At 72.9% G+C, this 23545-nt stretch carries 26 protein-coding genes and 5 pseudogenes; 10 read left to right on the forward strand and 21 right to left on the reverse strand.

The window, feature by feature from the left end; all coding sequences use genetic code 11:
- Nucleotides 1-143 precede the first annotated feature (143 nt).
- Nucleotides 144-1397 (forward strand): class I tRNA ligase family protein, encoded by a 1254-nt coding sequence (locus U6N30_RS33710; protein ID WP_422678063.1) that lies wholly within the window; start codon nucleotides 144-146, stop codon nucleotides 1395-1397.
- Nucleotides 1298-3061, forward strand: coding sequence for a class I tRNA ligase family protein (locus tag U6N30_RS33715; protein WP_422678104.1), 1764 nt, complete (start codon nucleotides 1298-1300; stop codon nucleotides 3059-3061). The genes U6N30_RS33710 and U6N30_RS33715 overlap by 100 nt, the downstream gene beginning before the upstream one ends.
- A gap of 113 nt (nucleotides 3062-3174) precedes the next feature.
- Here the strand turns inward: U6N30_RS33715 and U6N30_RS10610 are convergent, their stop codons facing one another.
- From U6N30_RS10610 to U6N30_RS10630, 5 genes are all read right to left on the reverse strand, one after another.
- A complete protein-coding gene (locus U6N30_RS10610; RefSeq protein WP_324277274.1) occupies nucleotides 3175-3558 on the reverse strand; it encodes a PPOX class F420-dependent oxidoreductase in 384 nt (127 codons plus the stop codon).
- On the reverse strand, nucleotides 3555-4217 hold the full coding sequence (gene lipB / locus U6N30_RS10615) for a lipoyl(octanoyl) transferase LipB (RefSeq protein ID WP_324277275.1): 663 nt from the start codon (nucleotides 4215-4217) through the stop codon (nucleotides 3555-3557). The genes U6N30_RS10610 and lipB overlap by 4 nt, the downstream gene beginning before the upstream one ends.
- Nucleotides 4218-4289: 72 nt before the next feature.
- On the reverse strand, nucleotides 4290-5024 hold the full coding sequence (locus U6N30_RS10620; RefSeq protein WP_324277276.1) for a Type 1 glutamine amidotransferase-like domain-containing protein: 735 nt from the start codon (nucleotides 5022-5024) through the stop codon (nucleotides 4290-4292).
- Nucleotides 5024-5392: a hypothetical protein gene (locus U6N30_RS10625; RefSeq protein WP_324277277.1), complete on the reverse strand. Its 369-nt coding sequence runs from the start codon at nucleotides 5390-5392 to the stop codon at nucleotides 5024-5026. Before U6N30_RS10625 ends, U6N30_RS10620 begins: the two co-directional genes overlap by 1 nt.
- Entirely contained in the window at nucleotides 5389-6273 is an 885-nt protein-coding gene (locus U6N30_RS10630) for a protoporphyrinogen/coproporphyrinogen oxidase (protein ID WP_324277278.1), read from the reverse strand. Before U6N30_RS10630 ends, U6N30_RS10625 begins: the two co-directional genes overlap by 4 nt.
- A gap of 108 nt (nucleotides 6274-6381) precedes the next feature.
- On the opposite strand from U6N30_RS10630, the pseudogene U6N30_RS10635 reads away from it, so the two are divergent.
- Both U6N30_RS10635 and U6N30_RS10640 read left to right on the forward strand, forming a co-directional pair.
- Nucleotides 6382-6762 (forward strand): annotated as a pseudogene (locus U6N30_RS10635) (protein kinase domain-containing protein); the annotation flags it as partial.
- Between the two features lie 1048 nt (nucleotides 6763-7810).
- On the forward strand, nucleotides 7811-8044 hold the full coding sequence (locus U6N30_RS10640) for a hypothetical protein (RefSeq protein ID WP_324278672.1): 234 nt from the start codon (nucleotides 7811-7813) through the stop codon (nucleotides 8042-8044).
- A gap of 9 nt (nucleotides 8045-8053) precedes the next feature.
- Here U6N30_RS10640 and U6N30_RS10645 read toward each other — a convergent pair whose 3' ends face one another.
- The 4 genes and pseudogenes from U6N30_RS10645 to lpdA all read right to left on the reverse strand — a co-directional run bounded on the left by U6N30_RS10645 (nucleotide 8054) and on the right by lpdA (nucleotide 12322).
- Nucleotides 8054-8833, reverse strand: a complete 780-nt coding sequence (locus U6N30_RS10645) for a TIGR01777 family oxidoreductase (protein ID WP_324278238.1) — start codon at nucleotides 8831-8833, stop codon at nucleotides 8054-8056.
- Nucleotides 8834-9040: 207 nt separating this feature from the next.
- Nucleotides 9041-10272: pseudogene (gene sucB / locus U6N30_RS33720) on the reverse strand (2-oxoglutarate dehydrogenase, E2 component, dihydrolipoamide succinyltransferase).
- On the reverse strand, nucleotides 10269-10922 hold the full coding sequence (locus U6N30_RS10660) for a biotin/lipoyl-containing protein (protein WP_324277281.1): 654 nt from the start codon (nucleotides 10920-10922) through the stop codon (nucleotides 10269-10271). The pseudogene sucB and the gene U6N30_RS10660 overlap by 4 nt, the downstream one beginning before the upstream one ends.
- A gap of 47 nt (nucleotides 10923-10969) precedes the next feature.
- Nucleotides 10970-12322, reverse strand: coding sequence for a dihydrolipoyl dehydrogenase (gene lpdA / locus U6N30_RS10665; protein ID WP_324278239.1), 1353 nt, complete (start codon nucleotides 12320-12322; stop codon nucleotides 10970-10972).
- 368 nt (nucleotides 12323-12690) lie between these two features.
- Between lpdA and U6N30_RS10670 the strand changes: the two genes are divergently transcribed.
- The gene (locus tag U6N30_RS10670; RefSeq protein ID WP_324277282.1) at nucleotides 12691-12861 is read left to right on the forward strand and encodes a hypothetical protein; all 171 of its coding nucleotides are present in this window, start codon (nucleotides 12691-12693) and stop codon (nucleotides 12859-12861) included.
- Nucleotides 12862-12933: 72 nt separating this feature from the next.
- On the opposite strand, the pseudogene U6N30_RS10675 reads toward U6N30_RS10670, so the two are convergent.
- Nucleotides 12934-14057 (reverse strand): annotated as a pseudogene (locus U6N30_RS10675) (leucyl aminopeptidase).
- A 92-nt stretch (nucleotides 14058-14149) separates the two neighbouring features.
- Nucleotides 14150-14245: pseudogene (locus tag U6N30_RS10680) on the reverse strand (hypothetical protein); the annotation flags it as partial.
- A 366-nt stretch (nucleotides 14246-14611) separates the two neighbouring features.
- Here U6N30_RS10680 and U6N30_RS10685 point away from each other — a divergent pair.
- From U6N30_RS10685 to U6N30_RS10695, 3 genes and pseudogenes are all read left to right on the forward strand, one after another.
- Nucleotides 14612-14929 (forward strand): aminomethyltransferase family protein, encoded by a 318-nt coding sequence (locus tag U6N30_RS10685; RefSeq protein WP_324277283.1) that lies wholly within the window; start codon nucleotides 14612-14614, stop codon nucleotides 14927-14929.
- 35 nt (nucleotides 14930-14964) lie between these two features.
- Nucleotides 14965-15353: pseudogene (locus U6N30_RS33725) on the forward strand (glycine cleavage system aminomethyltransferase GcvT); the annotation flags it as partial.
- Nucleotides 15354-15478: 125 nt separating this feature from the next.
- Nucleotides 15479-15697, forward strand: coding sequence for a glycine cleavage T C-terminal barrel domain-containing protein (locus U6N30_RS10695; RefSeq protein ID WP_324277285.1), 219 nt, complete (start codon nucleotides 15479-15481; stop codon nucleotides 15695-15697).
- A gap of 89 nt (nucleotides 15698-15786) precedes the next feature.
- Here the strand turns inward: U6N30_RS10695 and U6N30_RS10700 are convergent, their stop codons facing one another.
- The 4 genes from U6N30_RS10700 to U6N30_RS10715 all read right to left on the reverse strand — a co-directional run bounded on the left by U6N30_RS10700 (nucleotide 15787) and on the right by U6N30_RS10715 (nucleotide 18223).
- The gene (locus tag U6N30_RS10700; RefSeq protein ID WP_324277286.1) at nucleotides 15787-16674 is read right to left on the reverse strand and encodes a YihY/virulence factor BrkB family protein; all 888 of its coding nucleotides are present in this window, start codon (nucleotides 16672-16674) and stop codon (nucleotides 15787-15789) included.
- 345 nt (nucleotides 16675-17019) lie between these two features.
- Complete coding sequence (locus tag U6N30_RS10705) at nucleotides 17020-17322, reverse strand: DUF4235 domain-containing protein (RefSeq protein WP_324277287.1); 303 nt, start codon at nucleotides 17320-17322, stop codon at nucleotides 17020-17022.
- A complete protein-coding gene (locus U6N30_RS10710) occupies nucleotides 17319-17780 on the reverse strand; it encodes a DUF3618 domain-containing protein (RefSeq protein WP_324277288.1) in 462 nt (153 codons plus the stop codon). Before U6N30_RS10710 ends, U6N30_RS10705 begins: the two co-directional genes overlap by 4 nt.
- Nucleotides 17777-18223 carry a phage holin family protein gene (locus U6N30_RS10715; RefSeq protein ID WP_324277289.1) on the reverse strand — a complete coding sequence of 149 codons (447 nt, stop codon included), beginning with the start codon at nucleotides 18221-18223 and terminating at the stop codon, nucleotides 17777-17779. Before U6N30_RS10715 ends, U6N30_RS10710 begins: the two co-directional genes overlap by 4 nt.
- A 110-nt stretch (nucleotides 18224-18333) precedes the next feature.
- Here U6N30_RS10715 and U6N30_RS10720 point away from each other — a divergent pair, with 110 nt between their 5' ends.
- Nucleotides 18334-18546: a hypothetical protein gene (locus U6N30_RS10720; RefSeq protein WP_324277290.1), complete on the forward strand. Its 213-nt coding sequence runs from the start codon at nucleotides 18334-18336 to the stop codon at nucleotides 18544-18546.
- A 26-nt stretch (nucleotides 18547-18572) separates the two neighbouring features.
- Here the strand turns inward: U6N30_RS10720 and U6N30_RS10725 are convergent, their stop codons facing one another.
- The 4 genes from U6N30_RS10725 to U6N30_RS10740 are packed head-to-tail and all read right to left on the reverse strand — an operon-like array spanning nucleotide 18573 to nucleotide 21090.
- The gene (locus U6N30_RS10725) at nucleotides 18573-19556 is read right to left on the reverse strand and encodes an aldo/keto reductase family protein (protein WP_324277291.1); all 984 of its coding nucleotides are present in this window, start codon (nucleotides 19554-19556) and stop codon (nucleotides 18573-18575) included.
- Nucleotides 19557-19567: 11 nt separating this feature from the next.
- Nucleotides 19568-20035, reverse strand: coding sequence for an MBL fold metallo-hydrolase (locus U6N30_RS10730; protein WP_324277292.1), 468 nt, complete (start codon nucleotides 20033-20035; stop codon nucleotides 19568-19570).
- Nucleotides 20032-20376, reverse strand: coding sequence for an MBL fold metallo-hydrolase (locus U6N30_RS10735; protein WP_324277293.1), 345 nt, complete (start codon nucleotides 20374-20376; stop codon nucleotides 20032-20034). Before U6N30_RS10735 ends, U6N30_RS10730 begins: the two co-directional genes overlap by 4 nt.
- 21 nt (nucleotides 20377-20397) lie before the next feature.
- Nucleotides 20398-21090, reverse strand: a complete 693-nt coding sequence (locus U6N30_RS10740) for a DUF3043 domain-containing protein (protein WP_324277294.1) — start codon at nucleotides 21088-21090, stop codon at nucleotides 20398-20400.
- Between the two features lie 68 nt (nucleotides 21091-21158).
- Here U6N30_RS10740 and U6N30_RS10745 point away from each other — a divergent pair, with 68 nt between their 5' ends.
- Entirely contained in the window at nucleotides 21159-21527 is a 369-nt protein-coding gene (locus U6N30_RS10745) for a HesB/IscA family protein (protein ID WP_324277295.1), read from the forward strand.
- A 67-nt stretch (nucleotides 21528-21594) separates the two neighbouring features.
- Here the strand turns inward: U6N30_RS10745 and U6N30_RS10750 are convergent, their stop codons facing one another.
- Nucleotides 21595-22101, reverse strand: a complete 507-nt coding sequence (locus U6N30_RS10750) for an asparagine synthase C-terminal domain-containing protein (RefSeq protein WP_324277296.1) — start codon at nucleotides 22099-22101, stop codon at nucleotides 21595-21597.
- The gene (asnB, locus tag U6N30_RS10755) at nucleotides 22038-23525 is read right to left on the reverse strand and encodes an asparagine synthase (glutamine-hydrolyzing) (RefSeq protein ID WP_324277297.1); all 1488 of its coding nucleotides are present in this window, start codon (nucleotides 23523-23525) and stop codon (nucleotides 22038-22040) included. The genes U6N30_RS10750 and asnB overlap by 64 nt, the downstream gene beginning before the upstream one ends.
- Nucleotides 23526-23545: the final 20 nt, after the last annotated feature.

A 23545-nucleotide genomic window follows, 5' to 3' on the forward strand; every position in this document is an offset into this window, starting at 1 on the left:
GCTCGCGGCGTGACCGGGCGGCTCCTGCTTCACCGGCCGTGCTGACCTGAGACGTTCAGACAGCACGGCGACCCCTCCTGCGTGAGGGGTTTCTTCATGTCTGCCGCCGGAACGAGCGTTGCGATCACCCGGGAGCACCAGCGATGAGCCAGACCGCCGACCAGCCGAACGTCGAGCAGGCGTCCGGTGACGTGCCGCCGCACCGCTACACGCCTGCGCTGGCCCAGCAGATCGAGCTCGCCTGGCAGGACCGCTGGGAGTCCGAGGGCACCTTCCACACGCCGAACCCGACCGGCCGGCTCAGCGAAGGCTTCGACCGGGTCGCCGACCGGCCCAAGTACTTCCTGATGGACATGTTCCCGTATCCCTCGGGCGCCGGCCTGCACGTCGGCCACCCGCTGGGCTACCTGGGCACCGACGTCACCAGCCGGTTCCGCCGGATGGACGGCGACAACGTGCTGCACCCGATGGGCTACGACGCGTTCGGCCTGCCCGCGGAGCAGTTCGCCGTCCAGACGGGGCAGCACCCGCGGGTCACGACCGAGGCCAACATCGCGGCGATCAAGGCCCAGCTGCGGCGACTCGGGGTCGACCACGACGACCGCCGCAGCTTCGCCACGATCGACCCGGGCTACTACAAGTGGACCCAGTGGATCTTCCTGCAGCTGTTCGGCTCCTGGTTCGACGAGACGGCCGGCAAGGCCAGGCCGATCGAGGAGCTGGTCGCCGAGCTGGACGCCGGGACGCGCACGCCGGCGCCCGAGACCAATCCGTCGGGCCGACCGTGGGCCGAGCTGGACGAGGTCGCCCGGCGGAAGGTGGTCGACGCCTACCGGCTGGCCTACCTGCACGAGGCCCCGGTGAACTGGTGCCCCGGCCTGGGGACGGTGCTGTCCAACGAGGAGGTCACCGCCGACGGTCGGTCGGAGCGGGGCAACTTCCCGGTGTTCCGGCGGCCGCTGAAGCAGTGGATGATGCGGATCACCGCCTACGCCGACCGGCTGATCGACGACCTGGACCGGCTGGACTGGTCGGACTCGCTGAAGCTCATGCAGCGCAACTGGATCGGCCGATCCACCGGCGCGAAGGTCCGGTTCGCCGTCGGGGTGGCGGGGCGGGTGGACGACGCAGCCAGCGAGTCGATCGAGGTCTTCACCACCCGGCCCGACACCCTGTTCGGTGCTACGTACATGGTGCTGGCGCCGGAGCACCCGCTGGTCGCCGCCCTGACGGCCGACGCGTGGCCCGACGGCACGGATCCGCGGTGGACCGGGGAGCGGCGACGCCGGCCGAGGCGGTGCGCGGCTACCAGCGGCAGGCCTCTCGCCGCTCGGAGCTGGACCGCCAGGACGCCGGCCGCGAGAAGACCGGTGTCTGGCTGGGGATCACCGCGGTGAACCCCGTGAACGGTGCCGAGCTGCCGGTCTTCATCGCCGACTACGTGCTGACCGGCTACGGCACCGGCGCGATCATGGCCGTGCCGGGCGAGGACACCCGCGACTTCGACTTCGCCGAGGCCTTCGGCCTGCCGGTCGTGCGGACGGTCCAGCCGCCGGCGGACTTCGAGGGCGGCGCGTACACCGGCGCCGGGCCGATGATCAACTCCGCCAACGACGAGATCTCGCTGGACGGGCTGGACAAGACCGAGGCGATCGCCCGCATCACCGACTGGCTCGTGGAGCACGGCCACGGCGAGGCGACCACCACCTACAAGCTGCGCGACTGGCTGTTCAGCCGGCAGCGCTACTGGGGCGAGCCCTTCCCGATCGTCTACGACGAGGACGACCTGCCGGTCGCCGTCCCGCAGTCGATGCTGCCGGTGCTGCTGCCGGAGGTCGACGACTACTCGCCGAAGACGTTCGCCGACGACGACGCCGACTCCGCGCCGGAGCCGCCGCTGTCGCGGGCGACCGAGTGGACGACGGTCGAGCTGGACCTGGGCGAAGGCCTGAAGAAGTACCGCCGCGAGACCAACACGATGCCCAACTGGGCCGGCTCCTGCTGGTACTACCTGCGCTACCTCGACCCCGCCGACGACGAGCGGATGGTCGACCCGGAGCTGGAGGAGTACTGGCTGGGTCCGCGGGAGGCCGGTGACGTCGGCGGGGTCGACCTCTACGTCGGGGGTGTCGAGCACGCCGTCCTGCACCTGCTGTACGCGCGGTTCTGGCACAAGGTGCTGCACGACCTCGGTCACGTCTCGAGCGAGGAGCCGTTCCGCCGGCTGGTCAACCAGGGCTACATCTCCGCCTTCGCCTACACCGACGAGCGCGGCTTCTACGTGCCCGCGGCCGACGTGGTGGAGAAGGACGGGCAGTTCTTCTACGAGGGCGAGCCGGTCAACCGCGAGTACGGGAAGATCGGCAAGAGCCTGAAGAACATGGTCACGCCCGACGAGATGATCGGCGCGTACGGGGCCGACACCTTCCGGGTCTACGAGATGTCGACGGGTCCGCTGGACCAGTCGCGCCCGTGGGAGAGCAAGGCCGTCGTCGGCTCCCAGCGGCTGTTGCAGCGCATCTGGCGCGTGGTGGTCGACGAGGCCTCCGGAGAGGTGCGGGCCTCCGACGAGGTCGAGCCCGCCGAGGAGACGCTGCGCGCGCTGCACCGCACCATCGCGGGCGTGCGCGACGGCTTCGCGACCCTGCGGTTCAACATCGCGATCGCCCGGATCACCGAGCTGACCAATCACCTGACGCAGGCCTACGGGGCGACGGCGCCAGTGCCGCGACAGGCGGCCGAGACGCTGGTGCTGCTGGTGGCGCCGCTGGCCCCGCACCTGGCCGACGAGCTGTGGACGCGGCTGGGCCACGACGGTTCGTCGGCCTGGCACGCCTTCCCGGTGGCCGACGAGGAGTGGCTGGTCGACGACACAGTGCAGGTCGCCGTCCAGGTGAACGGCAAGGTCCGGTCGTCGGTGAGCGTGCCGGCGGACGCCGACGCCGCAGCCCTGGAGGCGGCCGCCCGGGCCGACGAGAAGATCGCCGGCTACCTCGACGGCGCCACCGTGCGGCGCGTCGTCGCCGTGCCCGGCCGGCTGGTCAACTTCGTGCTCGGCTAGGACACCGCGATCCTCCGGACCGCACCGCGGCCACCTGCCGTACCCCTGACGCGCGGAGCCCTGTCGTCGCGCCTGCGAGGACCCCTCCGGGGCCCACTCGGCACGACCCTGCCTCAGGCCGGGCGGATGCGGATCAGCTCGTGGCGGTCACCGTGGCGGCGGAGCAGCCGGTGCCAGAGCCGGGACGTCGCGTTGCCGACGGTGAACTTCAGTCCGTAGGAACGGCGCAGCGCGGAGAGGGCGCCGGGGTGCTCACTGGGCGGGACGAATCCCGCTTCCGCCTCCACCGGCGGGCCCTGAGCCCGCCCGCGGACGTCGCAGGGCGCCACCGTCACGCGCGACGTGTGCCGCAGGCGCTTCACTTTGCCGGAATCGGCACGGGTCCACACCACCAGCGAGTCGCCGTCGGGTGCCGCCCACACCGGGGTGGCGACCGGCACGCCGGTCCGCCGGTACGTGGTGAGGCTGACGTACTCGCTGCGGGGCAGCGCCGTCATGCCGGGAAAGCGGCAGGCTGCACGCTGAGCACCGTCGTCATCGCGGCCTGCACCGGGTCGAGCGCCTCGGCCGTGGTGATGTCCCGGCCCAGTTCGACCGACAGCGACGTGACGCCGGCGTCGGGGATCCCGCAGGGGACCATGTTGCTGAACGCCGTCATGTCCGGGTCGCAGTTGAGCGCGAAGCCGTGCATCGTCACGCCGCGGGCCACGCGGATCCCGATCGCGGCGACCTTCCGCTCCGGCCGGACGCCCTGGCCCGGCTCGTCGGCGGGCACCCAGACGCCGCTGCGCCCCTCCACCCGTCCGGCGGTCAGACCGAACCCGGAGCACACCTCGATGAGGGCCTCCTCGAGCCGGCGGACGTGGGCGACGACGTCGACGGGGTCGGCCAGCGCCACGATCGGGTAGCCGACCAGCTGCCCCGGGCCGTGCCAGGTGATCTTCCCGCCGCGGTCGACGTCGATGACCGGTGTGCCGTCGAACGGGCGCTCGTGGGGCTCGGTGCGCTTGCCGGCGGTGTAGACCGGCGGGTGCTCCAGGAGGAGCAGCGTGTCGGGTGCCTCGCCGCTCACCCGCTGGGCGTGCAGCTCGCGCTGCTGCGCCCAGGCCTCCTCGTAGGGGACCGTGCCCGCCCGGATGATGCGCAGCTCGCTCACGGACACCAGCCTAGTGACAGGACCTCGCCCTCCTCGTCCCTCGCGGGCTCGGACGGGACCCGAGACGGGGCCTCACGCCAGCCGGCGGGGCTCCACCCGGGTCTCCACCGCGGTGCCGTCTGGACCGCGCTCCACCCGGTAGGCGGCCGCCCCGGGCCGGTCGGACACCGCCTCCACGAGCTCGGTGCCCCGGTAGACCAGCCCGACGCCGTCGTCCGTCGCGTGTCCGCCCGGCAGCGTGCCGTCGGCGACCAGCCGGTGGTACAGCGGCCGGCGCTGCTCCTCCGAGTCGTAGTGCACGCCGTTCGACGTCGGGATGAGGCCCAGGCCGTTCGTGACCGGCCGCAGGTCGGGACCGTAGGAGTCCGTGGTGCCGCCGACGTGCCAGCACAGGGAGCCCGCGGACACCCCGCCCAGCACGACCCCGGCCTCCCACACCTCGCGGAAGACCTCGTCGAGCCCGTGCACCCGCCAGACCGCCAGCAGGTTCGCGACGCTGCCGCCGCCCACCCAGACGACGTCCTGGGCGAGCAGGTGGGCCCGCACGTCCGGGACGGTGGGCATCGTGAACAGACTGAGGTGGCTGACCTGGACAGCACTGCCCGCGAACGCGCCGTAGACGCCGGCGACGCGCACCGGGTCGTCGCCCGTGGCGGTGCCGAGGTAGCAGAGCCTGGGCCGCTCCGGCGCCCCGGCCAGTTCGACGGCGAGGTCGAACACCGGCCCCGGGCGCCAGTCGTAGGGCCCCCGGCCGCGGGAGGCGAAGCCCATGCTGGTGGCGAGGATCGTCGGCTGGGAGGTGGGCATCAGGACGCTCTCTCGGAGGCGGCGGGAGGGGTGGGGCGCAAGGCGCGGAGGACGGCGCGGGCGGCGCGGGCGCCGCTGGCCATCGCGCCCTGGATCGACGGGGTGTCGCGGTGGTCGCCGCACACGTACAGCCCGTCCCCGAGGTCGACCGGCCGGCGCAGCTGCAACGGCGGGACGGCGGCCGGCTGGGCGCCCGGCACGGTGACGGTCGTCAGGTGGTCGAGGTCGGCGGCCGGGACGCCGTGCGCCGCGGCGATCTCGGCGCGGACCTCGGCCTCCGTGGTCCGCGCCAACGTCGAGCTCGCCACGAGCGCCCGGCCGTCGGGGCTGTAGCGGGCCTGGGCGTCGGACAGCACCACGGTGTTCACCAGCCGGCCCTGCGGCTTTCCGAGGACGATGAGCGGCGAGTCCCACGGGGACGCGGGCAGCACGTGGACGTGGGTCGTGACGTGTCGGGGGCGGAGGCCTGGACGACCGGCAGCAGCCGCGCTGCGGTCTCCGGGTCCGTGGCGACGACCACGGCGTCGGCGGTCCAGGTGCCGGTGTCGGTGACGACGGCTCGGGGCGCAACGGTGCGGACCGGGGTGTGCAGGTGGAGGCGTCCCTCGTCCAGCCGCGCGGCCAGCTGTTCCCCGACGGCCTGCATCCCGTCGGCGGGCAGACCGATCGCTCCGCGGACGAAGCTGCGCCAGAGCAGGTCCAGGTATCGGCTGGAGGTGGTCAGCTCGTCCTCGAGCAGCACGCCGGCCAGGAAGGGCCGGAAGAAGCGGTCCAGGGCGGTGTCCCCGACGCCTGCTGTCCGGAGGGCCTGTTCCGCGGTGCGCTCCGGCGTTCTCAGGAGCTGCTCGACGGGCAGGTACCCGGCCCGGAGGGAGAAGCGGACCAGCGCCGCCTTGTCCCGGAGCGAGCCGAGCGGGGCGGTGGCCGTTCCCACCACGGCGGCCGGACGCTGCCGGGGGTCGACGACATGGTGGGCCTTCCCGTCGACCCGGAGCACGGCGCCGCGCTGGAACCAGCCGAGCCGGAGCGCCTCGAGGTCGAGGTCGGCCGCCCGCGGGTAGCCGGTGTTGAGCACCTGGAAACCCCGGTCCACCACGAACCCGTCGATGCGTTCGGTGGCCAGCCGCCCGCCGGCGTGCGCGCCGGCCTCGAGCACGTGCACGTCGAGGCCCTCCCCGGCCAGCCGGGTGGCGGCGGACAGGCCGGCCAACCCGGCCCCCACGACCACGACCTCCACGCGCGACGACATCGCCCGACGGTAGCCGGGGGCAAGGCGGTGCCGACCGTTCGGTCCCCGGTCGGCAGGGCTGTGGACAACGGGAGCGGGCGAGGCGCTCCGCGTCCTACCGTCCCGTCCATGCCTGCTGCTGCGCGACCCGCCGACGGAGCCGGTGCCGTCGTCCGGCCGCCCGTCGTCCCCGGGTACACGCTGGAGACGCTGCTCGGGCGCGGTGGCTCCGGTGAGGTCTGGCGGGCGGTGCCGCGGCGGGGCGGTGAGCCGGTCGCCGTGAAGGTGCTCGTCGCGGGTGATCCGGAGCGGCAGGCACGGGAGGCCGCCCTGCTCGGCGGTCTGGACCACCCCCACCTGGTGCGGCTCATCGAGGTGGTCCACCAACCGCAGCGCGGCGGGGCCACGCGCGTCGCCCTCGTGCTGGAGCTCCTGGCCGGTGGCAGCCTGGCGACGCTGCTGGCCCGGCGCGGACGGCTGCGACCCGGCGAGGTCGTGACCGCGGTCGCGCCGGTGGCCGCCGCACTGGCGCACGCGCACGGCAGCGGGGTCGTCCACGGCGACCTCTCCCGGGCAACATCGTCTTCACCGGAGAAGGACGCCCGGTCCTCACCGACCTCGGCGTGGCCCGGGTCCTGGGGAGGTCGCGGCGGCAGAGGTGACACCGCCCTACGTCGACCCGACCGTCGCCCGCGGCGGCGCACCGGGCCCGCTTCCGACGTCTTCGGGATCGCGGCGGCGGCCTTCCACGCCCTGACCGGGATCGCCCCGTGGAACGCCGCGACGCCGGCGGACACCCTCGCCGTCGCGGCGGTCGGGATGCTGCCCGACCTGGCCGAGCTCGCACCTGACGCGCCGCCGGAGCTGGTCGCCGTCATCAGCCGGGGCCTGGCCGACGACCCGCACGACCGCGGCTCGGCGGCGGCCTTCGCCCTGGACCTGCGGCACGCCTGCCGCCCCGAACCCGTCCGGCTCCCCGTCGACGGTGTTCCCGACGCGGACCTGTCCCGCACCGGTCGTGGGCCGCGCACGGAACTGACCCACCAGGTGCCCGGTCGTCGCGCCCGCCCCGCTCCGGTCGTCGTCGAGGCACCACGTCGGGGTGCACGGGTGCGCGCGCGGCTGCAGGAGTGGACCGGGCCCCGGACGGCGGTGCTCGCGGCGCTGCTGGCCGCGCTCCTGGTGGTGGGCTGGCTGGGGGTGCGCTGGGCGGACGGCGACGCGGCGGCGGGCGACGGCGCCCGGACGGTGGAGGCCGCGGTCGGCTCCGACCTCGACGGCGCCGGCCCGGGAAGCCGGAGGCGCGGGCGGAAGCCTCGAACGCCGGCGCCACGGACGACCCAGGTGTCGTTCCTCCCGGGGACGGCCGGCCTGCCGACCGAGTCGGCGCCCCGGGGTCCGTCGAGGGCTGGCGCGCGGTCGTTGCCGATCTGTACGAGCGCCGCGCCGCCGCGTTCGCGGCGGGTTCTCCGGACGCCGTGGCGCAGGTCTACAGCCCCGGCAGCCCACTGCGGGCCGCGGACGAGCGGCATGCCCGCGATCTGGCGGGGGCGGGGAGGTGCTGCGGAACTTCGCGCCGACGGTCGTGGCCGTCACAGGGGTGGGCGAGGGGACGGACCGGGTCGAGCTGGACCTGGTCGATCGGTGGCCGGCCTACGACGTCGTCCCCGCGGGTGCCCCCGACGGCCTGGCGCTGCGCACGGTCCCGGGGCGTCCGGAGACGACCGTGCGCATGGTGCTGGTGCGCAGCGACGACGGCTGGCGGATCGAGGCCGCGCGGCGCCTGGCGTGAGACCCGCCGTCAGCGCGCGGTGGCCGCCCGCAGCGCCGACTCGAGGTCGGCATGGGTGAACCGGTAGCCGGACTCCTCCAGGCGCACCGGCATGGCGCGCTGCCCGGCGGTGACGCTGGAGCGCCCGAACTCGCCGAGCGCGAGGTTGATCGCGAACGCCGGCACGGGCAGGACCGCCGGCCGGTGCACCTGCCGCGCGAGCTCGCGGGTGAACTCCGCGTTGGTCGCCGGCGCCGGTCCGGTCAGGTTCACCGGACCGGAGACGTCGACCGCGAGCAGGTGACGGATCGCCCCGACCTGATCGGTGAGGCTGATCCAGGGCCAGTACTGCCGGCCGGTGCCCATCCGGCCGCCGAGGCCCAGGCGGAACACCCGGCCCAGGATCTGCACCAGCATGGCCCGGCGATCGAGCACCAGGCCCGTGCGCAGGTGCACCACGCGGACGCCCGCCGCCTCCGCGGGGCCGGTCGCCGCCTCCCACTGCGCGCACAGCTGGGCGAGGAAGTCCGTCCCCGCCGGGTCCTGCTCGGTGACGGTCCGGGCTCCGGTGTCGCCGTAGTAGCCCACCGCCGACGCCGAGAGCAGGATGCGGGGACGGCCGGGGTCGGCCGCCGCCGCGACCGCCAGCGCCTGGCTGAGCGTGGTCGTCGCGTCCAGGCGGCTGCAGAGCAGTTTCTCCTTGTAGGACGCGGTGAAGGGGCGGGGGCGGATCGGCGTCCCCCGAGGTTGATGACGGCATCGACGTCGGCGACCAGGGCCGGGTCGATCCGCCGGTGCTGCGGGTCCCAGCGGTGCTCGTCAGCGGTCCGCGGGGTCCGCCGGACGAGGGTGAGGACCTCGTGACCGTCCGAGCGGAGGGCGGGCAGGAGTGCGCCCCGATCAGACCCGAGGCGCCCGACACGGCGACCTTCACTGGCACTCCTCAGGGAGCCGGCGGCGGCGGCCCCCGTGGGGACCGCCGCGCACCTGCGGGTGGTGGGGGCAGGCTGTCCTCGATCAGGCGAGGCCGAGCTCGCCGTGGAACTGGCCGGCCTCGAGCCGCTCCCGGACGGTCGTGAGGAACCGGGCGGCATCCGCGCCGTCGACGATGCGGTGGTCGTAGGTGAGGGCCAGGTAGACCATCGACCGGACCGCGATGACCTCGCCGAGCTCCGCGTCGTTCACGACGACCGGACGCTTGACCACGGACCCCACGCCGAGGATGGCTACCTGCGGCTGGTTGATGATCGGGGTGTCGAAGAGCGCCCCGCGGCTGCCGGTGTTGGTGAGCGTGAAGGTGCCACCACCCAGCTCGTCCGGGGTGATCTTGTTCGTCCGGGTCCGCTCGGCCAGGTCGGCGATCTTGCGGGCGATGCCTCCGAGGCTGAGGTCACCGGCGTCGTGGATGACCGGGACGAGCAGGCCGCGCTCGGTGTCCACCGCGATGCCGAGGTTCTCGGCGTCGTGATACGTGACCGTGCCCGCTTCCTGGTCGATCGAGGAGTTCACCGAGGGTGCGCCTTGAGCGCCTCGATGGAGGCCTTGGCGAAGAACGGCAGGAACGAGAGCTTGACACCCTCGCGCGCCTCGAAGTCGTTCTTCGCCTGCTGCCGCAGGTTGGCGATGCGGGTGACGTCGGCCTCGACCACGGTGGTCAGCTGAGCGCTGACCTGCAGCGACTCCACCATGCGCTTGGCGATGACCGTGCGCAGCCGCGACATCTTCTCCGTGCGGCCCCGCAGCGACGTGTCCGGTGTGGCAGCGGGGGACGGCGTCCGCGGCGCGCCTGCACCGGCAGACGGCGAGGCGGCGGCCGGAGCGGACGGCTTCTCCGCCGCTGCGAGCACGTCCTGCTTCCGGATCCGTCCGCCGACACCGCTGCCGGTCACGCTCGAGAGGTCCACGCCCTTGTCCGCGGCCAGTCGGCGGACCAGCGGCGTCACGTAGGCGCCGGACCCGTCGCCACCCGAGGGCTGCTGGCCGGCCGGTGCCTGCGGGGCCACCTGCGGCGGGGGCGCCGACGTGGGGGACTCGGCGGGCTGGGCGCCGCTGGCACCGTAGTCGCCACCGGGCTGCGCGGTCTCGGCCGCGGCGGGCTTGGCTTCCGGGGCGGCCTGGGGCTCCTCCTCGGCCGCCTCCTTCTCCGGAGCCTCCTGAGCGGGAGCCTCCTGAGCGGGCGCCTCCTGGTGCGGCGCCTCCCGGTCCGGGGCCGGAGCAGACCCGCCACCGGAGCCCCCGCCGCCGATCACGGCCAGCTGAGCTCCGACATCGACGGTCTCGTCCTCGTTGACCGTGATCTCCAGCAGCGTGCCGCTGACCGGGGAGGGATCTCGGTGTCCACCTTGTCGGTCGAGACCTCGAGCAGCGGCTCGTCGGCCGCCACCTCGTCACCGACGGACTTCAGCCACCGGGTGACCGTGCCCTCGGTGACGCTCTCGCCCAGGGCGGGCATGGTCACCGGGGTGCCCTCGCCGCCGCCACCGGAACCGGCGTCGGAACCGCTGTCAGCCGACGCCGGCTCCTCCTGCGGCGCCTCCTGCTCCTGCTGCGGCTCGGGGTCCGCGTCCTCGACCTGCTGGTCGGGGGTCTGCGAGGTGTCCGCGTCCTCCGCCGACCCCTCTTCGGACTCCTCGTCAGCGCCGCCACCGCCACCGCCACCGCCGTCCCCACCGATGACGGCCAGCTCCGCGCCGACCTCCACGGTCTCGTCCTCGGCGACCAGGATCTTGGTCAGGACGCCCGCGGCCGGTGACGGGATCTCGGTGTCGACCTTGTCGGTCGAGACCTCGAGGAGGGGCTCGTCGGCCTCGACCTGCTCACCCTCCTGCTTGAGCCAGCGGGTGACCGTGCCCTCGGTGACGCTCTCGCCCAGGGCGGGCATGGTGACGGACGTCGGCATCGGGGCGGTGCTCCTTCTGGCGTGGGGGAGAGGGGACGAGAGGTCGATCAGCCGTGCACGTGCAAGGGCTTGCCGGCGAGGGCGAGGTGGGCCTCGCCCAGCGCCTCGCTCTGCGTGGGGTGCGGGTGGATGAGGCTGGCGACGTCGTCGGCCTCGGCCTCCCAGTTGTAGATCAGCTGGGCCTCGGCGATGAGCTCGCCGACGTGGCCACCCACCATGTGGATGCCGACGACCGGACCGTCCTCGGCCTGGATCAGCTTGACCGCGCCCGTCGTCTTCAGGATCTGGCTGCGGCCGTTGCCCGCCAGGTCGTAGGTCAGCGTCTTGATCTCGCCGTACTTCTCCTTGGCCTGGGCCTCGGTCAGCCCGACCGAGGCGACCTCGGGGTCGGAGTAGGTGATGCGCGGCACGCCGGCGTAGTCGATCGGGGCGGGCGACAGGCCGGCCACCCGCTCGGCGACGAGGATCCCCTCGCCGAAGCCGACGTGCGCGAGCTGCAGGGTGGGGATGAGGTCTCCCACGGCGGAGATCGTCGGGACGCTGGTCTGGCAGTACTCGTCGACGAGGACGTAGCCGCGGTCCATCTGCACCCCGGCCTCCGCGTAGCCGAGGCCCTCGCTCACCGGGCCGCGGCCCACGGCCACGAGCAGAAGCTCGGCCTCGATCTCCTTGCCGTTCTCGAGGGAGACCTTGACGCCGTTGTCGGTGCTCTGCACGCCGGAGAAGCGGCTGCCCAGCTCGAAGGCGATCTTGCGGCGGCGGAACGCGCGCTCGAGCAGCTTCGACGAGGACTCGTCCTCGAGCGGGACGAGGTGGGGCAGCGCCTCGACGATGGTGACGTCCACGCCGAAGGACTTCCAGGCGCTGGCGAACTCGCAGCCGATGACGCCCCCGCCCAGGATGATCGCCGAGGCGGGCACCCGGTCCAGGTTCAGGGCGTGGTCGCTGGTGATGACCTTCGTGCCGTCGACCTCGAGGCCGGGCAGGCTGCGGGCGTACGAGCCGGTGGCCAGCAGGACGTGCTTGCCCTCGTAGGTCTGGCCGTCCACCTCGACGGTGGTCGGGGAGGTCAGCCGCCCCTCACCCTCCACGTAGGTGATCTTCCGGGCCTTCACCAGGCCCTGCAGCCCCTTGTAGAGCTTGGCGATGACGCCGTCCTTGTAGGCGTTGACGCCGTCCATGTCGATGCCGGCCAGCGACGTCTTCACGCCGAACTGCTCGCCCTCGCGGGCCAGGTCGGCGACCTCACCTGCGTGCAGCAGCGCCTTGGTCGGGATGCAGCCGCGGTGCAGGCAGGTGCCGCCGACCTTGTCCCGCTCGATCAGGACGACGTTCAGTCCCAGCTCGCTCGCGCGGAAGGCCGCGGCGTAGCCACCGGAGCCACCACCGAGGATGACCAGGTCGGCGGGGAGGTGGGTGAGCTCACGAGATCTCCTCGATGCAGTCGTCGGGCTCCCGCTCGTGCGGGCGGGGGCTTGGGCTCATCCTGCCACTCCGGGAACGACCCGGCCCGGAGCGCCGTTGCCTTCCCGAGCGCGCCGATGATCACGAGCCGCTGACGGACGGCACGGACGAGGGAGAGGCGCCATGGGGCTGTTCGACCGGTTGCGCGGCCGAGGCCGCCGTTCCGAGGGGACGACGGGCGCCGGGCCACCCTCGATCGCGCCTCCCAGCGCAAGGACCTGACCCACCTCGAGCAGTTCGTGGCCAGCCGCCGGGGGTCGAGGGATACGTCGAGCCACGGACCGCGGTCACGGAGACGACGATCGTGCTCGTCGCCGCCGACGGCGAGTGGACGCGGCGGCGCATCGACGGCCCCGACGTCGCCCGCCGGCTCTCCAAGGACCTCGCCATCCCGGTGTACGACGCGCAGGTGACCGGCTACCCCCAGCGCATGCGCGACTGGAGCGCGAAGCAGAAGACGAACCGCCTTGAATGACCCAGGCAAAGGAATCTATACCTGCGTATCGAGCCGTAGAACGCAGGTATAGGTTCCTTTGCCTCGGACAGTTCAGTCGGCGATGAGGGCCTCGATCGTCGCGAGCAGGGTCCGCACGGGGACGCCGGTGCCGCCCTTGGGGGTGTAGCCCCACGGTGAGCCGGTGTTGTAGCTCGGGCCGGCGATGTCGATGTGCGCCCACGGCAGACCGTCGGGCACGAACTCCTTCAGGAAGTGCCCGCCGACGAGCATGCCGCCCATCCGATCGGCGTTGGCGTTCACGAAGTCGGCGATGGGGAGTCCAGGCCCCGCCGCAGCTCCGGCGGCAGGGGCATCGGCCACATCCCCTCGCCGCTGCGCTCGGAGGCGGCGACGACCGCGTCCCTGAGGTCGTCGCTGCCCATGACACCGGCGGTGCGGGACCCGAGGGCCACCAGCTGCGCACCGGTGAGCGTCGAGGTCTCGAGCAGGTAGTCCGGCTGGTCCTCCGCGGCGCGCGCGATCGCGTCGGCCAGGACGACCCGGCCCTCGGCATCGGTGTTGGTGATCTCGGCCTTCTTGCCGTTGCGGAAGGTCACCACGTCGGCGGGCCGGTACGCGGTTCCGCTGGGCAGGTTCTCGGCGATCGGCACGGTGGCCACCACGTCCACGGGCAGGCGGAGCTGGGCGACCAGGCAGACGGTCGCGATCACGGCCGCGGCACCGGCCATGTCGCTCTTCATGTCCTCCATCTTCAGCGCGGGCTTGATCGAGAGGCCGCCGCTGTCGAAGGTGATGCCCTTGCCCACGAGCGCGATCTTCGTGCGCGCCCCGGCGCCGGTGTAGGACAGCCGCAGCAGCCGGGGCTTGCGGGTCGATCCCTGGCCCACGGCGAGGATGCCGCCGTACCCGCCGGCTGACAGCGCGTCCTCGTCGAGGATCTCGGCCGCGAGCCCGGCCTTCTCACCGGCCGCGGCGCCCCGGGCGGCCAGCTCGGCCGGGTGGAGGTCGTTGGGCGGGGTGTTCACCAGGTCGCGCACCAGGGCGACGGCGTCCGCGACGGCCCGGACGCGGCGCAGCGCATGCTCTGCGGCACTGACGTCCGGGACGACGATGGTGAACTCGCTCGGCGGGACCGGACGACCGGCCGGGAGGTCGGACTTGTACGCGGTGAACTCGTAGGCCCCCAGGAGCGCGCCTTCACCGACGGCGTGCAGCCGGTCGGCGTCCGGCGTCCCCCGACCGCGGCCAGCAGGCTGACGACGGACCGGCGACCGCCCAGCGCCCGGCTGGCGGCACCGGCGGCCCGCCGCACGGCCTCGGGCCGGTAGGCGCCGGCCGTGTCGGGCGCACCCAGCCCGGCGACGGCGACGACGGGGAAGGGACCCTGCCCGAAGGTGGGCATCCGGGTGACCTCGTCCTCGGCCCCCGGGCGCCGAGGTCCGCGAGCGCGGGGAGGAGACGGCCCCCAGCAGCCGGTCGACCGCCTCGGCCCCCGGTGTCGGGAGCGGCCCGTCGGGGCCCTTGCCGACGGCGACGACGACGGCGTCCCCGGTCAGCTTCTCCAGCGGGTGGTCGGTGGCTGTGATCGTCTGCGGCACCGGTCGATCCTAGAAGGACCCCTCTGCCCCTCACCGTTCGCAGGCTCACGGCGGGTCCCTGCAGAGGGGCCGTCCCATAATCTCGCCGGGCTCGGAGCGACCCTCGGGACGGGGCCGACGGCGGGCCGTTCCCTCACGTCACCGCGGAGGGCCGCACTAGCGTGGCCTGCATGAGCCCGCTCACCTCCCCGCTCCACGACCGGCACGTGGCGGCCGGCGCGAAGCTCGCCGACTTCAGCGGCTGGTCGATGCCGATCGAGTATGCGGGCGGTGGGGTGCTGGCCGAGCACGGCGCGGTGCGGTCCGGCGTGGGGCTGTTCGACGTCTCGCACCTGGGCACCGTGACCGTGCGCGGCCCCGGGGCGGCGGCGTTCGTGGACTCCTGCCTGACCAACGACCTGTCCCGGATCGGCCCCGGCCAGGCGCAGTACACGCTCTGCTGCCTGCCGGACGGCGAGCCGCAGGCGGGGGCGTGGTCGACGACCTGATCGTCTACCTGCACGGCCCGGACGACGTCCTGCTCGTGCCCAACGCGGCCAACGCTGCCGACGTCGTCCGGCGCCTGGCGGAGGCCGCTCCGGTGGGCGTGACCGTCACCGACCGGCACGCGGAGGTGGCGGTGCTGGCCCTGCAGGGGCCGCGCTCGCTGCAGGTGCTGGAGCTCCTCGGACTGCCCGGCGAGCTCGACTACATGTCGTTCGTATCCGGTACCGGCGCGCGAGGGCCGCCCAGGTGACCGTCTGCCGCACCGGCTACACCGGGGAGCACGGCTACGAGCTGCTGGTCGACGCCGAGCACGCCGTCGACCTCTGGGACGCGGTCCTGGAGGCCGGGCAGGACCAGGCCATCCGCCCCTGCGGGCTCGGCGCCCGGGACACGCTGCGGACCGAGATGGGCTATCCGCTGCACGGGCACGAGCTGTCGCCCGACATCACGCCGAATCAGGCGCGGGCCGGCTGGGCGGTCGGCTGGGGAAGCCGGCCTTCTGGGGACGGTCGGCCCTGCTCGCCGAGAAGGATGCCGGACCCGCCCGCCTGGTGTGGGGACTGCGCGCCGACGGCCGGGGCATCCCGCGGCCCGGCATGTCGGTGCTCGACGGCGCGGGCGAGCGTGTCGGCGAGGTCACCAGCGGAACCTTCTCGCCGACCCTGCGCACCGGGATCGCGCTCGCGCTCGTCGACGCGGCCTCGGGCGCTGCCGCCGGCGCGACGCTCACCGTCGACGTCCGGGGCCGCCCCAGTCCGTGGAGGTCGTGAAGCCGCCGTTCGTCGAGTCCCACGTGCGTTAGGCCCCGTCCAGGGGCCCGCCATGAGCTCGCGAAGGGTGGGGAGGACGGGGTCCTTCCTCAGTCCGCGTTCTTGCGGGTGGGGTCGCCGTCCCCCTTGTCGGGCTCCGCCTTCGCCGGCAGCGTGTCGGCCTTCACCGCGTCCCGTCGTCCCATCGGCTGCGGCTCGCCGTCGGTGGTGTCCTGGGCCGTCTGGTGCTCGGTCTCCGAGTTGATCTCGGCGCCGAGCAGCACGAGGTAGCAGGTCAGGTACAGCCACAGCATCAGCACGATCACGCCGGCGATGGCGCCGTAGGTCTTGTCGTAGGACCCGAAGTTGTTCACGTAGAGCGTGAAGCCGAGGCTCACCAAAGCCCAGACGACCGTGACCACGATCGAGCCGAGACTGACCCACCGGAATCGGGGCGCGTCCCGGTCGGGGGCGACGCGGTAGAGCACGGCCAGCGAACCCGCGACGACGGCGAGCAGTGCGACCCAGCGCGCGATCTCGGCGAGGACGGTGCCGACACCGCCCAGGGGCAGCGCATCCAGGACCACCGGCAGCACGGCCACCAGGCCGATCGTGAGGATGACGAAGACGATCGCGCCCAGGGTGAGCCCCAGCGAGAGTGCCCGGAGCTTGATGAAGTTGCGGGTCTCCACCTCGTCGTAGGCGATGTTGACCGCCTTGACGAGGTTGTTGACCCCACCGGAGGCGCTCCACAGCGCGGCCAGGATCGAGATGATCAGGCTCAGGGTGAGCGCCCCGCCGGCGTTGGCCGTGATGGCGGTGACCTGGTCCTCGACCAGGCGGCGCGCCTCCTCGGGCAGGCCCGTGGTGAACTCCGCCACCTGACGGGCGGCCTCGGCCTCGGACGCGACGAGCCCGTAGATGGAGACCAGCGCGAGCAGCGCGGGGAAGATCGCCAGGAAGCCGAAGAACGCGACACCGCCCGCGATGATCGGCATGTTGTCGGCGTTGTTCTCCGCCCACGCGCGCTTGAGGATCTGCTTCCAGCCACCCGGCGGGATCTGGGTGGGGAGTTCGCCCCGATCCCCGGCAACCGGTCGGGAGCCGGAAGGGCCGGCGACCGCAGCAGCGGATCGTCCTGGTCCCGGGGCGCGCCGTCGGCCGCGCGGGCGGCTGCGGCTCTCCGGGCGGCCTTCTCCTCGACCCGCTCGCGGATCCGGTCGACGGCGCTCTCGCGTCGTCTCGTGCCGGTCATGTGCGTGCTCCTCGATGGTGCGCTGGTGACGACGTGCGGCCCTCGCACAGGAGCCCGCCGCGGGCGGTGCTGGGCAGGAGCGGCCTCGTCAGTCGCCCGGCCAGGCGCCGGTGAGCTGCTTGAATCCGCGAGCCCCGGCCCGGTCGACGGCGGCCTTCGTCGCGGCGAAGATCGCGCCCTGGATGGCCGCGGCGAGCACGACCTCGCGCATGCGGTACTCGCTCTGCAGAGCCGAGGGAGCTTCCTCCTCCTTGGCGACGACCTTCCAGACCTGCTTGAACACGATCCCGCTCAGGGAGCCGGCCACCAGGCCGCTGATCAGGCCGATCGGCCGGTAGGCGATCTTGGCGCCGGTGTTCTTCTTGGCCTCACCCTTGTTGCGCTTGCTCAACGCTTCCTCCTCGCGGTGCGGCGGGCCTCGATCTTGGCATTCTTCACGGCCCGCTTCCGCTGCTTCTCCGCTGCGGTGCGCCGGGCGGCCAGTTCCTTGCGCGCCCGCTTCGCCTCGCGCCTGCGGCCCACTCGTGCCCCCACGAGGAGCTCCTCGGTGCTGGCCCGCCGCCGCTTCCGCCGCCGGAGCCAGAGGACGAGCCCGAGCAGGGCCGCGACCGCGCCGCCCGCACCGACGACCGCCGGAGGGCTCTCGCGGTAGGTCTCGACGGCGGTGTCCTTCGCCCGCGTCGCGCTCTCCTTGGCCCGGGCCGGGACGTCGAGGCGCTGGCTGAGCTCGTCGACGGTGCGGCCGAGCTGCTCGCGGGTCGCCTCGATGTCCGCCCTGATCGCGTCCGGGTCGGTGGGGCCGTTGGCGGCCGCGTCCTGTCCGTCTCCGGGTCCACTCGGTGTGCTCACCGGCGCGCACTCTCCTTCACTGTCGCGATGTCGGTCTTCACGCTCGAGATGGCCTCGGTCGGCACTGGCGGGGAGCCCTTCTCGACGTCCTTCTTGCCGATCAGGGCGAGCACACCGGCGACGGCGAACAGGACGACGGCGACGATCAGCGCGGCCAACCAGCCGGGAAGCACCAGGGCCAGGGCGAGGATCACCGCGGTGATGAGTGCGGCGAGCCCGAAGAAGGCGACGAGGCCGGCTCCGCCGAAGAGCCCGGCTCCGACCCCGAGCTTCTTGGCCTTCTGGGTCACCTCGGCCTGGGCGAGGCGGGCCTCGTCCCGGACCAGGCGGCTGATCTGCTCGGTGAGCTGGCTGATCAGTTGCCCGGTCGATGCGTTCTCGGATACCGGCTGCTCGTCGGCACGGGTGGCGCCGGTGGTGGTCTGGGGAACGGGTGCGGTCATCGGTCCTCCGGATGGGACGGGTCGATGGACTGCCATGCCCGCGCTCGCCGGACCGTAACCGGGCGGGTCGGTCACAGCGGGGTGACGGTGCGGTCACTAGCCTGCGGACCATGACCTGGACCTGGCGTCTCGAGGACTCCTCCGGAGCGGCCGTCGAGCCCTCCACCATCGGTGTGGAGGTGCCCGGCACCGACAACCAGGGCGACGCGGAGTCCTGGCTCGGTGAGAACTGGCGCGAGCTGCTGGACAAGGGCGTCGCGACGGTGACCCTCATCGACGGCGACGACGAGGTCTACGGCCCGATGGGCCTCGCCGCCCCCTGAGCAGGGGAGCGACGAGGCCCGTCCGCTCAGCCGCGGGCGGTCTTGGCCGGGTCGCGCTCGACGACGTCGCCCAGCACCTCGTCGATCCGCCTCATGACGTCGTCGTCGAGCCGGACGCCGGCCGCCGCGACGTTGTCATGTACCTGCTCGGGCCGGGTGGCACCGACGATCGCGGCGCCCACGTTCGGGTTCTGCAGCACCCAGGCGATCGCCAGCTGCGCCATCGACAGACCGAGGCCGTCGGCGATCGGGCGCAGCCCCTGGACCGCGGTCAGGATGTCGTCGCGCAGGAATCCGCGCATCGAGTTGCCGGCCTCCGCGTGGCCGGCGCGGCTGTCGGCCGGCGGCTGCTGGCCCGGCAGGTACTTGCCGGTGAGCACGCCCTGGGCGAGCGGGGACCAGACGATCTGCGACAGCCCCTCCTTGTCCGAGGTGGGCACGACCTCGGACTCGATGACCCGCCAGAGCATGGAGTACTGCGGCTGATTGCTGATCAGCTGGACGTTCAGCTCGCGGGCCAGGGCGGCACCGGCCGCGATCTGCTCGGCGTTCCACTCCGAGACGCCGATGTAGAGGGCTTTGCCCGCCCGCACCAGGTCGGCGAAGGCGGTCATCGTCTCCTCGAGCGGCACCGTCGGGTCGTAGCGGTGGGCCTGGTAGAGGTCGACGTAGTCGGTCTTCAGCCGCTGGAGCGAGGCGTGGCAGCTCTCGATGATGTGCTTGCGGGAGAGCCCGCGGTCGTTCCGCCCGGGGCCGGTGGGCCAGTACACCTTGGTGAACAGCTCGTAGGACGAGCGTCGCTGCCCCTCGAGGGCGCGGCCGAGGACGGCCTCGGCCCGCGTGCCGGCGTAGACGTCGGCGGTGTCGAAGGTGGTGATGCCGGCGTCGAGGGCGGCGCGCACGCAGGCGGATGCGGCGTCCTCCTCGACCTGGCCACCGTGGGTGAGCCAGTTGCCGTAGGCGATCTCGGAGATGGTCAGGCCGGAGCGGCCGAGGCGTCGGAATTCCACGTGCCGCGACGTTAGGCGCCGCGGAGGAGAACCGCTCCTCCGGGCCCGGCGATCACGGTCGAGCCGTCCGGGACGGTGCGGGCGCCGTGCTCGGCGAGCCGGCGGTCCAGCTCCGCGATCGGCGGGTTGTGGTGGCTCAGGTGCACCGCGACGACGTCGGTCGTCTCGGTGATCGCCCCGACGGCGCGCAGCCGCGCGAGCTGGTCGGGGAATGTGCCGAGGTCCAGGTGCGACGTGGCGTGGTCGCGCAGGTCGCCGAAGGTCTGCTCGAGGAGCACCAGGTCGTAGTCGGCGCCGCGCGCCGCCTCCACGGTCGCGACCGGCAGCGGCCCGCTGTCGGTCGCGTAGAGCAGCCGGCCGCCGTCGGGCCCCGTGACGTCGTACAGGACGGTGGGCACCTCGTGGTCGGCGGCCAGCGCCCGGACCCGGTAGCCGGCCAGGTCGAGGACGTCGCCCGGCTCGACCGCCGCGAGGGTCACCGGGTCCTCGGGGGCGAGCCAGGGCGACACTCCTCGACCACCGGTTCCGGCCCCACGACGGTGAGCGGGCCCGGCAGCGCCGCCCAGTGCCGCCAGAGCAGGGCGAACGGTGAGCAGTGGTCGGGGTGGGCGTGCGTCACGAGGACCGTGTGCACGCACCCCAGGGAGATGCCGTCCGGCGGCAGCCCCGGCGCCAGGTCGAGCAACAGGACGCCGTCGAGCAGGGCGGACGTCGGCCGTCGCTGCTCGTGCCGCTCCCGCGCGTCGGCGCACGACGCGCAGGAGCACCAGGGGTTGGGCCAGCCGTCGGCGGCGCCGGTGCCCAGGAGGGTGACCTCCACCAGGCGGCGATCAGGTCGCGATCAGACCTGGGCACCCAGGGGGACATCGGGCTTGGGGAAGCGCCAGCGGCGGATCATCGTCGCCCGGCTGACGCCGTACCAGACCAGCCCGCGGGTCTTCGTCGTCTCGGGGTGGCGCTCGAGGACGGTGCGCTTGATCTTCCGGCCGAGTACCACCGAGTCGACGATGAGGAGCAGGAAGAAGCCGATCATTAGCATGGTCGCGTAGCTCTTGACGGCGATGCTCGGGTACACGGTGCCGATGAGGGCGACGCCGGCGATGGCGAGGAAGAAGCTGCCGATGTTGCGGCGCGAGTCGACGACGTCGCGCACGAGCTTGCGCACCGGCCCCCGGTCGCGGGCGGGCAGGTAGGCGTCGTCGCCGCGGGCCGCGCCCTGTCGCGTCTCGGCGCGCCGGGAGGCCTGCTGCGCCCGCATCCGCTTGTAGGCCTCCTTGCGCGTGGTCGGCGGCGGCGGCGGCGGCCCGGCACGGCGACCCTGCGCCTCGTTGCGCTTGGGGTGGGACGGCCCTTGCCGGACGCCTTGACCAGCTGCTCGGTGAGATCTGCCGAGGGCGCGGTGTCGGTGGTCTCGGCTGGGTTCCGGCGGCCGGGGAGGCGGAGCTTCACGGGCTCGAAGTCTACGTGTGTGGGGAAGGAGACCTCGGGAAGCTCCCCAGCGCCGTACAGTGGTCCGCAGCAGGGGAAGAGCCACCGCAACGGCGGTGTTGGCCCGCTGAAGGATGTGCCGCAGCGGGCACCTCGGATCTGGGAGGACACAACATGTCGGTGCAGGACACCACCACCCTCGACGGCGGGGCCGGCGTCACCGGCGTCGTGCTCAGCGACCAGGCGGCCGGCAAGGTCAAGGCGCTGCTGGACCAGGAGGGCCGGGACGACCTGCGCCTGCGCATCGCCGTCCAGCCGGGCGGCTGCTCGGGCCTGCGCTACCAGCTGTTCTTCGACGAGCGGTTCCTGGACGGCGACCAGACCTACGAGTTCGGCGGGGTCGAGGTCATCGTCGACCGCATGAGCGGCCCGTACCTGGGCGGCGCCACGATCGACTTCGTCGACACTATCGAGAAGCAGGGCTTCACGATCGACAACCCCAACGCCGGCAGCTCCTGCGCCTGCGGGGACAGCTTCAGCTGACAACTCGCCAGCGTTGAACCAGTGAGGCCCGGAATCGCGTCGATTCCGGGCCTCACTGGTTCAGTTCTCAGAGGCGGACGGGGTAGACCGTCTCCGGGATCTCGGGCTTGATGCGCTCCTCGACGAAGACGCCGTGCCACACCATGAAGACCAGCAGCGTCCAGAGCTTGCGCGAGTAGTCGACCGCCGAGCCGGTGCGCTGGTTCTCGCGGTGCGCGGCCAGCATGGCCAGCACCTGCTTCTTGTCCAGCCACTCGTCGGTCTGGCTGTCCTCGATGATCTGCCGGGCCCAGTCGTGCAGCGTCTCGGCGAGCCAGTGCCGGGTGGGGACCGGGAAGCCGAGCTTGCGGCGGTTGAGCACGTGGGGCGGCACGATCTGCTCCAGCGCCCTCCGCAGCGCGTACTTCGTGGTCTCCTTGGTGACCCGCTGGTCGACCGGCAGCGTGCCGGCGACCGCGAACACCTCCGGATCGAGGAAGGGCACGCGCAGCTCGAGCGAGTTGGCCATGGTCATCTTGTCGGCCTTGACCAGGATGTCGCCGCGCAGCCAGGTGAACAGATCCACGTACTGCATGGCCGTGACGTCGTCGTAGCCCGCGGCGCGGTGCGCTCGTAGAGGTCTTGCGTGACCGTGACGTGCGACAGGTCCGGATCACGGCGCTCCAGGAAGCCGAGCTCGTCGTCGCGGAAGATGCGGGCGTTGCCGTAGTAGCGCTGCTCCAGCGGGATCGCGCCGCGACGGAGCAGGTCCTTGCCCCGCATGCCGTCGGGCAGCCGGGTGGACAGCGTCCCCAGGGCGCGGCGCAGGGCAGCCGGCATGCGGTCGAACGCCGCCAGCGAGAGTGGCTCGCGGTAGATGTTGTAGCCGCCGAACAGCTCGTCGGCGCCCTCGCCCGAGAGCACCACCTTCACGTGCTTGCGGGCCTCGCGGGCGATGAAGTAGAGCGGTACCAGGGCCGGGTCGGCGACCGGGTCGTCGAGGTACCAGACGACGAGCGGTATGGCCTCGGCGAACTCCTCCGGGGTCACCACCTTGGTGATGTGCTCGACGCCGATCGCGGCGGCGGACTCCGCTGCCACGTCGATCTCGGAGAAGCCCTGCCGCTCGAAGCCGGTGGTGAAGGTGAGCAGGTCCGGGTTGTACCGCTTGGCCAGCGCGGCGATCGCCGTGGAGTCGATGCCGCCGGAGAGGAACGACCCGACCGTGACGTCGGCCCGCATGTGCATCCGGACCGAGTCGTCGAGCACGTCGGCGATCCGGTCGTACAGGGCCTGCTGCTCGTCCTTGGCGACGGGTCGGATCGGGAACGTGGGGTGGAAGTACCGCGACGTGGTCAGCTCGCCGTCGACCACGGTGAAGCTGGTCCCGCTCTCGATCCGGCGGATCCCCGTGTGCAGCGTCGCCGGCTCCGGGACGTACTGCAGGGTCAGGTAGTGCTGCAGCGAGGCGCCGTCCACCCCGCCGGCGGCCGCGCTGCCGCCGAGCAGCTGCAGCAGCGCCTTCTTCTCCGAGGAGAAGACGATGCCGCCGTCGGCGAGGCGGGCGGTGAACAGCGGCTTGATGCCGAAGGGGTCACGGGCGCCGAAGACGGTCCGCTTCTCGGTGTCCCAGATGAGGAACGCGAACATGCCGCGGAGGCGGTGCACCACGTCCTCGCCCCAGAGGTGGTAGCCGGCGACGATGGCCTCGGTGTCGCCCTCGGTCGCGAACTGCGCGCCCTGGGCGGCCAGCTCCGCCCGCAGCTCGAGGTAGTTGTAGATCTCGCCGTTGAAGACGATCCGGTAGCGGCCGTCGGCGTAGGGCATCGGCTGGTGGCTGTGCTCGATGTCGATGAAGGACAGCCGGTTGAAGCCGAACACCGCCCGGTCGTCCCACCACGCCTCGTTCTCGTCGGGGCCGCGGTGGCGCAGGCAGTGCTGGGCGCCGCGTACCGCGTCGACGGTCGCGTCGTCGACCCGGTCGGCGTCGGAGGAGAAGTAGGCGAGCAGGCCACACATCAGGCGCAGGTCCTCGGGGT

The sequence above is a fragment of the Blastococcus brunescens genome (assembly GCF_035320885.1).
GTDB classification, from domain to species: Bacteria; Actinomycetota; Actinomycetes; order Mycobacteriales; family Geodermatophilaceae; genus Blastococcus_B; species Blastococcus_B brunescens.

Excerpts from the sequence above, each read along its gene's own strand:
- U6N30_RS33710 (WP_422678063.1), top strand. The coding sequence starts at position 144 with ATGAGCCAGACCGCCGACCAGCCGAACGTCGAGCAGGCGTCCGGTGAC.
- U6N30_RS10610 (WP_324277274.1), bottom strand. The coding sequence starts at position 3,558 with ATGACGGCGCTGCCCCGCAGCGAGTACGTCAGCCTCACCACGTACCGG.
- U6N30_RS10620 (WP_324277276.1), bottom strand. The coding sequence starts at position 5,024 with ATGCCCACCTCCCAGCCGACGATCCTCGCCACCAGCATGGGCTTCGCC.
- U6N30_RS10630 (WP_324277278.1), bottom strand. The coding sequence starts at position 6,273 with ATGTCGTCGCGCGTGGAGGTCGTGGTCGTGGGGGCCGGGTTGGCCGGC.
- U6N30_RS10660 (WP_324277281.1), bottom strand. The coding sequence starts at position 10,922 with ATGCCGACGTCCGTCACCATGCCCGCCCTGGGCGAGAGCGTCACCGAG.
- U6N30_RS10685 (WP_324277283.1), top strand. The coding sequence starts at position 14,612 with ATGAGCCCGCTCACCTCCCCGCTCCACGACCGGCACGTGGCGGCCGGC.
- U6N30_RS10700 (WP_324277286.1), bottom strand. The coding sequence starts at position 16,674 with ATGCCGATCATCGCGGGCGGTGTCGCGTTCTTCGGCTTCCTGGCGATC.
- U6N30_RS10715 (WP_324277289.1), bottom strand. The coding sequence starts at position 18,223 with ATGACCGCACCCGTTCCCCAGACCACCACCGGCGCCACCCGTGCCGAC.
- U6N30_RS10720 (WP_324277290.1), top strand. The coding sequence starts at position 18,334 with ATGACCTGGACCTGGCGTCTCGAGGACTCCTCCGGAGCGGCCGTCGAG.
- U6N30_RS10745 (WP_324277295.1), top strand. The coding sequence starts at position 21,159 with ATGTCGGTGCAGGACACCACCACCCTCGACGGCGGGGCCGGCGTCACC.
- U6N30_RS10750 (WP_324277296.1), bottom strand. The coding sequence starts at position 22,101 with ATGCAGTACGTGGATCTGTTCACCTGGCTGCGCGGCGACATCCTGGTC.
- asnB (WP_324277297.1), bottom strand. The coding sequence starts at position 23,525 with ATGTGTGGCCTGCTCGCCTACTTCTCCTCCGACGCCGACCGGGTCGAC.